This is a genomic window from Chryseolinea soli (assembly GCF_003589925.1).
GTDB classification, from domain to species: Bacteria; Bacteroidota; Bacteroidia; order Cytophagales; family Cyclobacteriaceae; genus Chryseolinea; species Chryseolinea soli.
Map to the genome: position 1 here is coordinate 6,990,900 of NZ_CP032382.1, position 13,024 is coordinate 7,003,923.

At 54.0% G+C, this 13,024-nt stretch carries 7 protein-coding genes; 4 read left to right on the plus strand and 3 right to left on the minus strand.

The features are described from left to right. Positions 1-115: 115 nt before the first annotated feature. Positions 116-583, plus strand: coding sequence for a (2Fe-2S)-binding protein (locus D4L85_RS34875; RefSeq protein ID WP_119758991.1), 468 nt, complete (start codon positions 116-118; stop codon positions 581-583). Next, positions 580-2,754 (plus strand): xanthine dehydrogenase family protein molybdopterin-binding subunit, encoded by a 2,175-nt coding sequence (locus tag D4L85_RS29055; protein WP_228450665.1) that lies wholly within the window; start codon positions 580-582, stop codon positions 2,752-2,754. The genes D4L85_RS34875 and D4L85_RS29055 overlap by 4 nt, the downstream gene beginning before the upstream one ends. Before the next feature lie 10 nt (positions 2,755-2,764). On the opposite strand, the gene D4L85_RS35175 is transcribed toward D4L85_RS29055, so the two are convergent. The 3 genes from D4L85_RS35175 to D4L85_RS29070 all read right to left on the minus strand — a co-directional run bounded on the left by D4L85_RS35175 (position 2,765) and on the right by D4L85_RS29070 (position 7,763). After that, on the minus strand, positions 2,765-2,962 hold the full coding sequence (locus D4L85_RS35175) for a PLDc N-terminal domain-containing protein (RefSeq protein ID WP_119757639.1): 198 nt from the start codon (positions 2,960-2,962) through the stop codon (positions 2,765-2,767). Positions 2,963-3,162: 200 nt separating this feature from the next. Further along, the gene (locus D4L85_RS29065) at positions 3,163-4,473 is read right to left on the minus strand and encodes a vanadium-dependent haloperoxidase (RefSeq protein ID WP_119757640.1); all 1,311 of its coding nucleotides are present in this window, start codon (positions 4,471-4,473) and stop codon (positions 3,163-3,165) included. After that, the gene (locus D4L85_RS29070) at positions 4,470-7,763 is read right to left on the minus strand and encodes a VCBS repeat-containing protein (RefSeq protein ID WP_119757641.1); all 3,294 of its coding nucleotides are present in this window, start codon (positions 7,761-7,763) and stop codon (positions 4,470-4,472) included. The genes D4L85_RS29065 and D4L85_RS29070 overlap by 4 nt, the downstream gene beginning before the upstream one ends. A 154-nt stretch (positions 7,764-7,917) precedes the next feature. On the opposite strand from D4L85_RS29070, the gene D4L85_RS29075 reads away from it, so the two are divergent. After that, positions 7,918-9,453 carry an outer membrane protein assembly factor BamB family protein gene (locus D4L85_RS29075; protein WP_228450666.1) on the plus strand — a complete coding sequence of 512 codons (1,536 nt, stop codon included), beginning with the start codon at positions 7,918-7,920 and terminating at the stop codon, positions 9,451-9,453. Between the two features lie 5 nt (positions 9,454-9,458). Then, the gene (locus D4L85_RS29080) at positions 9,459-12,803 is read left to right on the plus strand and encodes a VCBS repeat-containing protein (protein ID WP_160144073.1); all 3,345 of its coding nucleotides are present in this window, start codon (positions 9,459-9,461) and stop codon (positions 12,801-12,803) included. The last annotated feature ends 221 nt before the right edge of the window (positions 12,804-13,024 follow it).

The following is a 13,024-nucleotide window of genomic DNA, read 5'->3' on the forward strand; positions in this document are numbered from 1 at the left end:
AAACGCCTTTTGTCGTGCTTCACCTTTACGTATCCGGCACAGCGCTACTTTGGTCTAAAAATCAAGCACCCGACCTGATTTGTGTCTTACTTGATGTTTGTAAAACATCACTCCCATGGCCACCTTCCTTCTCCGCATAAACCAACAATCCCGCGAAGTAGACGTCGATCCTCAAATGCCGCTGCTCTGGGTGATCCGCGATTTCGTGGGGCTCACGGGGACTAAGTACGGTTGTGGCATCGCCCAATGCGGTGCGTGCACGGTGCACCTGGATGGCAAGGCGGTTCGTTCGTGCTCCGTTCCGGTGTCGGCCGTGGGCACCAAGGCCATTACTACCATTGAAGGTCTCTCGCCCAATGGCCAACACGCGCTGCAACGCGCGTGGCAACAAGAAGACGTGCCCCAATGTGGCTACTGCCAGGCCGGCCAGATCATGACCGCCGCAGCGTTCCTGGAGCAGCAGCCTCATCCCACAGACGACGACATCACGCGTGCCATGTCGGGCAACCTCTGCCGCTGTGGCACCTACCTGCGTATTCACGCCGCCATAAAAAGAGCCGCGGCTCAAACCAAAACACCATGAAGCGTCGCGATTTTATCTGCGCCTCTGCCCTCGCCGGCGGCGGCCTCCTCCTCTCCTTTCAGGCTGTGGCCAGGTTCATCGATGGTAAGCCTGTAGCCACAGACGCTGATGCGCTGGGCGACTATGTCAAGATCACCCCGCAAGGTGATGTGTTGTTTCAGTTCGTGAAACACGAAATGGGGCAGGGTGTTTCCACGGCGATGGCGCAGATACTCGTCGAAGAGTTGTGCGCCGATTGGGAAAGGGTGAAGATTGAATTCCCCATGGCCGACAAAAAGTTCGAGCACGACACGGGTGGTAGTTGCACGATCATCTACCAGTGGGACAGGCTTCGTTCCGCCGGCGCCGTGGCGCGCCAGATGCTCATCGAAGCCGCCGCCCGCCAATGGAACACTCCGGCCGCTAATTGCTACGCGGCCAACCATGAGGTCATCAACAAAACCAGTTCCCAACGCCTCGGCTTCGGCGCGCTGGCCAGTGCTGCCGCCAAACTCACACCACCGCAGGAAGCAACGCTCAAAGACAAACGCGACTTCCAGGTCATCGGCCAACCCAAACCGGCCAAGCTCATCCCCGAAATTGTTACGGGCCAATTAAAATACGGCATCGACGTCAACCTGCCCGGCATGCTCTACGCGGTTGTCGCGCGCTGTCCGGTGTTCAAAGGAAAGCTGAAAAGTTTTGACGCAACGAATGCCTTGAAAGTGAAAGGCGTAAAAAAAATCTTCACCACAAAACCCATCGCCGGTCTCCAACTCGAGTCTCCCTACATGCCCCACGACATCCGCGAGGGCGTCGTGGTGGTCGCCGATTCTTTTTGGGCCGCGCGCAAAGGAAGAGACCTTCTTAAGATCGAATGGGACGAAGGTCCAAACGCAAAATACAGCACCGAAGATTTCGAAGCCCTCGCGGCCGAACACGCCCAGCACCGCACCGACCCCACGGGCTATGTAGGCGACGAAAATGCCGTAGCCGATGTCGGCCACGTCCGCAAGACGCTGCGTGCCTCCTACGTCTTCCCCCACCAGATCCACGCCTGCATGGAGCCCCTCAACTGCACGGCCCATAGCCACCCCGATGGATGCGAACTTTGGCTGGGAACACAAGCCCCCCATCTTATCGTGTTTGAATTGAACCGCGTGTTTCATTTCGCCGAAGACAAAATCAAAATTCACCTCCATCCTTCCGGTGGCGGCTTTGGAAGAAGGTATTATCCCGACATGGCGGTCGAGGCGGCTTTCATCTCCAAAGAAGCCGGCCATGTTCCTGTAAAAATGATCTGGACGCGGGAAGACGATCATCTGAACAACTTCGGGCATTTGTTTCAACACCTGGAATACCAGGTGGGCCTCGACAAAGACAACAAGCTCTATGCCTGGTACGAAAAAGAACTTCGCACCTACACCTGGGCTGCCAAATACGCAGATCCCCAACTGCCCTTCATGGCTTACAACATTCCCAACATCCGCTACGACTTTGAAGACCTGATCCAACACGAGCTGGTGCAATCTTCTGCGTGGCGGGGTGTGGTCGGCCACGGCCGTTTCTATCACGAATGCTTCATCGATGAAATTGCCGCCGACCAAAAAATAGACCCTTATCAATTCCGTTTATCGCTCTTGCGAACAGACGATGTATATGTGGGTGACCCTGTTCCCGTATCGGGGTCGCGGATGCGCCGGGTCCTGACGTTGGCTGCCGAAAAAGCAAACTGGGGCAAGCCGTTGCCGGCGGGCCAAGGCATGGGCATCGCGGTGTGCATTTACGGAGGAAGCTATGTGGCGGTGATCGCCGAGGTGACGGTGCGCGATCATCAATTGCGTGTCGATAAAGTCACCATCGGTGTTGATTGTGGCAAGGTGATCAACCCTTCGGGAACTTCCAACCAAATCACGGGAGGGATCGTGTGGAGTCTCACAGCGTTATTCTATGGCGGGCTTCCGATCAAAAACGGGCGGGCGGTGTATTCCAATTTTCATCAAAATAAATTATTGCGTATGAACGAGTGTCCAGCGATGGAGGTTCATTTTGTGGAGACGAATGAAGAACGGCCTGGAGGCGTGGGTGAAATTTCCAGTGCGTTGGGTGTACCGGCCGTGCTCAATGCTATTTTTGCGGCTACGGGAAAGCGGATTCGCAAGGTGCCTTTGGGTGCAGATGCTTTCGCCTGAGAGAATCCCTCTACCACTGGGCTTGTCTTCTCCTTTGTTTTGTCCGGTCATAAAGAAATCCGCCCGCAAATGGAAGAAGTAAGATGATCAGCGCCCATTTCCATTTATTGGAACGTTTGCTTTTCATCTTCAGATCGTATAAGCGGGTGATACTAAATGCCAGGTGAGTAAATACAAAAATAGAAATCAAAATTCCCTTCGGTCCCATAAATCGACGTAATGCGCTTCGCTTCGTTCCGCAAATAACAGCATTGCGTCAAATAAGTTTCAAAACTATTTGTTAAGGATGCATAAACATTTGTTCACAAGCAAAATCCCTTCGCCACAAACGTTTTCTTCCTCATATCATCGAACAGCGCCGAAAAAAAAAACTACACCAACGGCGCGTAGGCATAAATGACGTGTTGCTCATTTTCCGCCAAACATCCTGCCGCAAACAAACTCCCCAACGCTTCTGCCCTGCATCATCCCTTGCTCGCATGCGTCCCGGAAATGAATTCCTCCGTACAACCTGGAGATGGCCGCTTCATTCGCGGCTTGTTGAAAAGAACTGAATTTGCGCTCCGGCAGTCCAAAAAAGATCTCCGACGTGTCGGTATACTCAAATCCATCACCAAAAAATCGCGTCAAGACCACGGCTACCGCCGCCGATACCACGCTATGCCCGCTGGTATACTCCGGAAATGGGGGGGTCTGCAGGAGCGGACGCCACGCCGGGTCGATCAGTTTGTTGATCGCCGCCTCTGGCCGGATGCGATCGCTTTTATATTTCTCCTGCCAGCAACTGATAAACGCGTCGTGCAACGTGAGGGCCACTGCGGTATGAATCAGGATGGCCGAATCAAGAGAAATCCCCGCCTGACGGCACGCGATACCCGTAATGCCCATCCAATGTCCGCCCGGAGAAATTTTTTTCAACCCAATGGCCATGTGGCCCGAGTAGCTTACGGCAAACGGGTTGCAATCCCAAAAGCTGGCAATCGCCCGCTGCTCGGCCGTCAGGTGAAGGCCGGTGACATAGACTTCTTTCATCTGGTGGTAGAACGAACTCGCAGTGTCTTTGCTGTAGGGGGTCGGTTGTGCGGGCGCAAACTGCATGGCGGAGTCCAGGAAAAAAGGAACGATCGTTTTCCATTGTGGCTCTACTGCGGCCATATATTCCGGCGGCGTGGGGAACCAGTGCCCTTCTTCTTTTTTTGGCTTATAGCGCGAATAGGTGCTCAGTTGATTGTAATGATCTGCCCGCGCAAAAGCCACCACCTGCGCAGCGATCCCTTCCGAGTAAGCCACCAGGCTGGCCACTTGCGTGTTGGAAAGTTTGCGTTTCGTTTTAAAGTATTGGATGAGTTTCTTTTGCTTTTCTTCCAATAAATGACCGGAAGGCATCAGTTGCCGCCCTACTTCCAGCATGCTATACAGCGAGCAAAAGGCCCTGTTCCCTTTTTCTGGCGCGGCGGCCGTCGACATCTTCCATCGCAAGTGCAGGTCGGGCAACGTCCCGTGATCCATGGCCGAGGCTTCGTAGGCACCCAACAAAGCGTAGGCATAAAAACGGCTCGCTGCCGGCGGGTTCGCTACATCGTGCAGCATTACTTCTGACAGATTAAAGACATGGTCCGTCAACAACTGAACGTCTTCACGTCGCAGGTCGCTTTTCTGAGCAACGGCCATCGTCGTCAACAAAAGTCCGAGCAAGAAGAGATATCGCCGACGTTTCATTTCTTACGAAGTTTATAGTTTGCAATGCCCACATTGTTCACCCCCAACAACAAGTAATTGTCCTGCCCGGCGCGAATCATCTCCAGCGATTTCACATCCCCTATAAATGTCAGCCCCGATTCGCCTTGCGGCACATAGCGAAAGTTCCCTTTGCCATCGCCGGCCAGCAGTTGCCCGAAGTTGGCGTCGATCACGCCCATGCGGATGCGGATCGAGCTTTGGTTGCCCGCTGCGATCACGTCCATGTGACCGTCGCCGTTGAAGTCCGTCAGTGCAAAGGCATAGAGCGGTGCAAATTGGGCTTGGGTGGGCAATGAATGGGGCACTAGTTTTTGTCCCGTATTCTCTAAGTAAACACTTTCCAGCATTTCAGCTTTCAGCGAAATGGCGTCCTTCAAGTCGCCGCCCGAGAAGACGTCGTTTAGCTGGGCATCGGCATAGGATGCATAGCTGGTAAACTTCTTGCGCATGCTGTACATCTGATCCAGGAGTTCGTCGCGTGTGGGGAACGGGTAAGGTTTTCCTTGCAGATAATAGACCAGGATGGGATCGAGCGATCCGTTGTTATCAAAATCTTTGTATACGAGCGTCAACGGTTCGGTTGCGCTTGCGTGGAGCTGCGTGTTCAGGCCGAGGTTGCCGGCCATAATGTCTTCGTCGCCATCGCCGTCAAAGTCATAGACAATCATTTTATTCCACAAGCCTGTAGCGGAGCGATCGAAAAATTTGTCCGTACTTTTCACCAACCGCTTCCCTCCTTCGTTCACGTACACTTCGATGGCCATAAATTCACCCATCACTACGAGGTCTTCCCATCGATCGCCATTAAGATCAAGCCATGCCGCATCGGTCACCATTCCAATGTGTGACAAGCCTGGTGCAACGGCTTCGGCAACATTCTCAAATTTTCCGTTCTGATTCCGCAACAGGAAACTCTCCGGCGTGGCCGGATATTTCCCCGGAATGACGCGGCCGCCCAGGAAAACATCCACATCCCCATCGTGATCAAAATCCCTGGCCGCAATACATGACTTGCTCACGCGCACGTCGGGCAGTCCTGATGCCAGTGTGAATTTTCCTTTCCCGTCATTGAGATAAAGCCGGTCCTGCAGTGCATCGTCTTTTTCTTTGTACTCGTTGTATCCCCCGCTGACGATGTAGAGATCCATGTCCTTGTCGCCATCCGCATCGAGAAAGAGCGCATCGGCATCGGTGAATTTCTTTCCGAGGGCCAGGCTCGCCACCTCATTGAACGAGCCCGCTGGTGTTTGAACAAAGAGTTTCCCCGGGTTATCCTCTGCTCCACCGACAAACACGTCGGTGAGGCCGTCGCCGTTCACATCTGCCGTCGCCATCACGGGCCCGCATGCCGTTAACATAGTCAGCAACAAAGGCTGCCGTTTAAAATCGTTAAAGCCCGCTTCCACGTGAGCATAGCCCACCAGTGGATCCGCTGCTTCAAAAACGGGATTGAGTGGAGTCATTGTTGGACGCACAGTCTTTGCGTTTTCATCTTCCTTCACCATCAGGACTTGATCTGCCTTCACTTGCCTTAAAGTCTCCTGCTTCCCCGAAGGCCACGTAATGGCGATCGAATCCACCACATCAACCTTCCCCAGCCCCACATGGATGCGATCGCTCACGGCCGATTGAAAACCGCGCGCCGGAACGTGCTCCTGGTATTGTATTTTATCACCGGTATAAAATTTCACTTTCGCTCCGATGGCCCTCGTGTTCATTCCACTCGCCACCAGCGACACCTGCAAATAATGAAGCTCCGGATGTTGTTCGCGCGACAGGTTTTTGAACACCGAGGCCGTTGCATTTTCGTTGTTCACCACCAGGTCGAGGTCGCCGTCGTTGTCCAGGTCGGCATAGGCGGCACCATTGGAAAAATTCGGCGCGCCAAAGCCCCACGCCTTGCTGACGTCGGTAAACGTGAGGTCGCCGTTGTTGCGGTAGGCGTAGTCGTGCACGGGCGTCGAGGTCATGGTGCTGACCAGGTGAAACGTGTCGGCTTTTTCGTGCGCTTTCACTTTCTCAAAATAGTAGTCACCCTTATACTTCAGAAAGTCGCGGTTCGTATAGTCGCGGAAATAGCCGTTGGTAATAAAGAGGTCTTTCCAGCCGTCGTTGTCATAGTCGGCCAGCAGCGGCGCCCAGCTCCAATCGGTTTTCGAAACACCGGCAAGCTGCCCGATCTCGCTATAGGTGCCGTTGCCGTTGTTCAGGTGCAGCATGTTGCGCATGTTTTGAAAATAGAAACCGTTCATCACCATCAGGGCATACTGCTCATAGTTCTCGGGTCCGTAGAGAAGCTTTTGCCGGTGGTTATCTTCCGGCAGCATGTCCACCGTGAAGATGTCCGGCCACGCGTCGTTGTTGATGTCGCTTACATCGCAGCCCATCGAGAAGTAAGAGATGTGCTGCATATACTCCGTCATGCGGTCCGTAAAGGTGCCGTCGCCGTTGTTGATGTAGACATAGTCCGGTTCAACATAGTCGTTGGAAACATACATGTCCATCCAACCATCCTTGTTGATATCGGCTACGGTGATGCCCAGGCCGAAGCCCAGCGGGTTGCCTTTAATGCCCGCCGCTTCGCTGACGTCTTTAAAGTGTCCGTTGTCGTTCCGGAAAAGTTTGTGACCGGCATAGGGGTCGCGCGTCTGTTTTGCTTTCGCATATTCAAATTCGCGGATCACCACCACGTTGTGATTCAACAGGTACATGTCCAGGTCGCCGTCGTGGTCATAGTCAAAGAACGACGCGTGGGTGGAATACCCGGGATCGTCGAGGCCATATTCCGCGGCCCGTTCGGTGAAGGTGAGGTCTTTGTTGTTGATAAAAAGTTTGTTGCGCCGCTTCTCAGGATCACCTTTGCCCGAGAAGCAGACGTACAGGTCGAGATAGCCGTCGCCATTCACATCGGCCATGGTCACGCCCGTTTTCCACGGCACCTCACAGCTCACACCCGCGGCCTTGGCAATTTCCTTGAACTTGAAATTTCCCTGGTTGATGTAGAGTGCGTTTGGCTTCATGTTGGCCGTGAAGTAAAGATCGTCCAGGCCGTCGTTGTTCACATCGCCCACGGCGACACCCCCACCGTTGAAGAAATACTCATAGGTGAGCACGTTCGACTTCGGTGTTTCTTCCAGCATATTCCGGAAGGTCACCCCCGTCTTTGGTGCGGGCAGCGATTCAAACAAGGGGACTTGCGCCGATGCAGAAGGGTGGTAAAAAATCAGCGGGACGATTAGAAAAAAAAGCTGTCGATGCAGGCCTTTCATGAGGACGAAGGGTTCAGGCTGGTTGTCATACAAGATAACATATGTTCTTCCATAAGGTATCCTCCTGGCGAGTTTTTTTTGAAAAAAGTAGCGGTTCTTTCGCGTAAAATGTGATCTTTGATAAGCCCCCTTTTTGGGCTTTGATCCCCTGCCTATGCCGCATGTTCCCGGTGTGTTTTTTCGCCTGCTTTACCGCTATGGATTTGCGGTCGCGATGGGCTTTCTGCTGATGCACTGTGGGAGGCGAAAAAGCGAAGTCGTGTGGATGAAAGATATTGGCGTCATCGGCTCGCAATCCTCGCCACGCACCGCCGACCTCGACGGCGACGGTGTGCTGGACCTGGTGATGGGTGCCGGCAAAAATGAATTTCAAAAAAGTGCTTATGGCATCGTCGCCCTGAATGGAAAAACGGGCGAACTCCTGTGGAAGCAAACCGCCACCGACCAGGTTTATGGCTCCGCCACGTTTTGCGACATCAACGCCGACGGCACCCCCGACATTTTCATCGGCGGCCGTTCCCCCCATCTCAAAGCCCTTAACGGCAAAACCGGCGACGTCCTTTGGGAATATCATGCCTCGGACCATGCACAGGATTCCATCTTGAAATACGCGCGTTTCAATTTCAACAACAGCGTCCTCGTCCCCGATCAAAACGGCGATGGCATCAAAGACCTCCTCACCGTGAACGGCGGTAACGCCGCGGCCGCCCCGGACTCAGAGGTGAACCGGTTCCCCGGGGTGCTCATGCTGTTCGACAGCAAAACGGGAAACATCCTGGCCGCCGACACCATGCCCGATGGCAAAGAGTCCTATATGTCGCCCCTTTGCTTTTCGCAACCGGGTAGTTCCGATCTCACCCTCATCTTTGGGACCGGCGGCGAAACCATCAACGGCCATCTATACGCAGGCCACCTGCAAGACCTCTTGCAACACCGCCTCGCCAACGCTACCGCCATTGCCACGGAAACCGGCCACGGCTTTATCGCACCACCCTCGATAGCCGACATCAACGCCGATGGCTACCGTGACATCGTGGCCATCACACACGGCAGCACCGTCGTGGCTGTGGATGGCAAAACCCTTCAACCCTTGTGGACCCAATCCGTGAAGGGCACGGAGTGCAGCAATAGCTTTGCCGTGGGATATTTCACCGACGATGACGTCCCCGATTTCTTCACCTTTGTCAGCCGCGGCCAGTGGCCCAACAGTGCCGGCTCACGCCAGGTGCTCATCGACGGCAAAACGGGCGCCATCGCGTATACGGATTCCATCGGCTGCACCGGTTTTTCATCCCCCGTAGTCTACGACCTCAACCACGACGGCCGCGACGAAGTCATCCTCAGCGTAAATGAATTCGATTGTGCGTTGGGTTTTGCCGGCAAGACCCCGCCCGTCATGGAAAACAAACTTATCGCCATCGACTTTCGCAAAAGCGACGTGCAGGTGATCGACCAAACCCAAGGCTTCAAAAACATTTTCTCCACCCCCTGGATTGGAGACCTCGACGGCGATGGCTATCTCGACATCGTACATTGCCAGTACTATCACCATGGCAATCTGCTCCTGTTTTTAGGAACCCGCATCAAACGCATCGCCACACCCATCCGTGTCAAAGCGCCGGTGCGGTGGGGAGCGTATATGGGAACGTTTGGCGATGGCATATTCGATGGCGATCATATAAACCCGTAAGTATTGTGCAACCCTGGGCAACATCATCAAAAACACTAACGCTGAGGCTCTGTCCTCCCCTCATGCTCTTTCTGTTGTGCAGTGGCTGCGGTAAAAAAGAAACTGCTTCCCCTGCCACAGCAACGGACAAGACCGCACCGCTCTTCACGTTGCTCGCCGCCGACATCACCGGCATTGGCTTTGTAAATAAAGTAGTGGACGAAGAGAAGTTCAACGTACTTACCTATCGCAACTTCTACAACGGCGGTGGCGTGGCCATTGGTGACATCAACAACGATGGCCTGCCGGATATTTACTTCACCTCCAACCAGGACAAAAACAAACTCTATCTCAACAAAGGCAATTTCGTTTTTGAAGACATCACCGAAAAAGCCGGCGTGGCCGGAACAAAGGTCTGGAGCACGGGCGTTACCATGGCCGACGTGAACGCCGACGGCTGGCTCGACCTCTATGTCTGCAACTCCGGTGATGTCGACGGCGCCTTTCGCGAGAACGAGCTTTTCATCAACAACGGCAATGGCACATTCACCGAAAAAGCGAAAGCCTATAATCTCAACAACGAAGGCTACTCCACCCACGCCGCTTTTTTTGACTATGACCAGGACGGCGATCTCGATTGTTACATCCTCAACAATAGTTTCAAAGACCCCGCCCGCATCGAACTCTACAGCAAGATGCGCGAACGCTCCGACCCCGGTGGCGACAAGCTGATGCGCAACGATGGCGAGAAGTTCACCGATGTCACCACCGCGGCGGGCATCTACAGCAGCGCCGTGGGCTTTGGGTTGGGTGTGGCTGTGAGCGATGTCAACAATGATCTGCTGCCGGATATTTATGTGAGCAACGACTTTTGGGAGCGTGACTATCTCTACATCAACCAGGGCCACGGCAAATTCCACGAAGAGTTGATCGACCGCATCGACTATTGTTCCGTGTCCAGTATGGGGGCAGACATTGCCGACCTCAACAACGACGGCAGCCCCGAGATCTTCACCACCGATATGCTCCCCGCCGACAACTACCGGCTCAAAGCCACCATCGCCTTCGATCCCTATCACCTCGAAGACACCAAATATCGCGCAAACTACCACTATCAAATGGTGCAGAATTGTCTCCACCTCAACGATGGCCACGGTTTTTTCCAGGAAATCGCCTTGCAGGCCGGTGTGTCGGCCACGGACTGGAGCTGGGGGGCGCTCATTTTCGACTTTGAGAATGACGGCCGCAAAGACATCTTTGTCAGCAACGGCATCCAACGCGACATCATGTCCATGGACTTTCGCGAGTTCATCGGCGACGCGCAAAAAAAGAACGAGGTCATCAGCCGCCGCGGCAAATTCGACTATCGCGATTTCATCACGCTCATCCCCTCCCGGCCGTTGGCAAACTATGCCTTTGAAAGTACAGGCGAGTGGTCCTTCCACGACAAAGCACAAGTATTAGGATTGGCGCAGCCCTCTTTCAGCAACGGATCGTCCTATGCCGACCTGGATGCCGACGGTGACCTCGACCTGGTGGTCAGCAACATCAACGCGCCCTGCTTTGTCTACCGGAACGAAGCCAATACCAAAGAGAAAAATCATTATCTCAAGACCACGTTCAAAGGACCTGCTCGCGATCCCTTTGGCATCGGCGCGCAAGTGACTTTGAAAATGGGCTCGCAAATCTTGACGCTCCAAAACTTCAACAGCCGCGGCTTTCAAAGCAGCATTGAACCGTCGTTACTGTTTGGTCTCGGAAAAACAGATCACATCGACACCCTCACCGTGACCTGGCCCGACGGCAAGAAGGAGACTTTGACGCAACTAAAGGCCGACCAATCCCTCGCGCTCGATTATGCAAAGGCCGCACCAAGCCCGGCAATAAATCCTCCATACCTGGCACACAACGATTTTGAAGACGTCAGCGCGCAAGTCCTCCACGGTGACGCTACGCATCATGAGAATCGACACAACGACTTTGACCAGGAAATTCTGCTCACGCGGATGTTGTCCACCGAAGGACCGCGCCTGGTAAAAGGAGATGTAAACGGCGACGGCAAAGAGGATCTCATTCTCCTGGGCGCGTCCGGCGACCCTTGCAAATTGTTCGTCCAAAAAACCGACGGCACGTTCATGCTCAAACCTACACCCGCATTTGTAACCGACAAGAAATTTGAAAGCACCTGCGGCACCTTCTTCGACCAGGATGCCGACGGCGATCTCGATCTCATGATCGGCTCTGGAGGAAACGAACCCGAAATGGATCGTTCTTATTTCCTGGTGCGTTGCTACAAAAACGACGGCAAAGGAAACTTCTCACCCAACCCCACCGCCATCCCACAACTCATCGGCAATTTTTCCACCCTGCTCGCAGAAGATTTTGATCATGACGGCCGCGCAGAGATCTTCCTGGGCGCACGCGCTGTGCCGGGCAACTACGGTTTGCCGCCGCAAAGCTATCTGCTCAAATATGACCACGGCGAATGGCTCAACATTGCCCTTCCCTCGCTGGGCAACGTGGGCATGGTCACCGACGCCACCTGGGCCGACACAAACGGCGACGGATTCAAAGAACTCGTTGTGGTAGGTGACTGGATGTCCATCCACATTTTCAAAAATGACAAAGGCATGCTCACCGACCCCGACACCGTGCCGCACAGCACCGGCTGGTGGAACCGCATCCAGGCGGCCGACCTCGACAAAGACGGCGACATGGATTTCGTTGTCGGCAACTGGGGACTCAACACCAAGTTCAAGGCATCGACCAGCCGTCCCGTAGGGATGTACGTCAACGACTTCGACGACAACGGCAAAAGCGAACCCATCATCACCTGGTATCCCCCACTCGACACGATCCCCTATCCCTTCGTTTCCAAAGTGGAACTCACCAGCCAATTGCCCGCGTTGCGAAAACGCATTCTCAAATACGCCGACTACGCCACAAAAACCTACGACTCCCTTTTCCCCGCTGCCATTCGCGAGCGCTCGCTGGTCTACAAAGCCGAAACCCTCGAGAGCGCTATTCTTTGGAATGATGGGGCAACCTTCCGGCTAACATCGTTGCCGAAGGAAGCACAAGTCTCACCGGTGTTCGCCATCCTCGCCGACGACCTTGATCAAGATGGTGCCATCGACCTTTGGCTCGGCGGAAATTTCTATGCGCTAAAACCCCAGGTTGGTCGCCATGATGCCAGTCGTGGTGTGTTCTTAAAGGGCAACGGTACTTCGTTCCATTACCAACCTCAGGAACATACGTCGCTTTATATGAAAGGTGAGGTTCGCGATGCGGCGGTCATCAACACTTCGCAAGGCAAACGGATCTTTGTTGCGCGTAACAATGCTTCTATGCTGGTGTTTCGTAAGCGTTGATCGAGGCACATCATTCCGCAGGCACAAGTTTCATTTGGCTTGGTACTTCCACAACGAATCCCGTGGAGAGCTTATTGAAGTTGCGTGGGTGTTGTATTTGAAATTGGAGGAACCGGCTTCGGGTCTTTGCCGGGGTTTCGTTTTATCGGGTGCGAAGTATATCCGTGTTTTCTGCATTCGAAATTCGGGGTGTCTTGAACTGCGGGGTGTAGCGTTTTAGA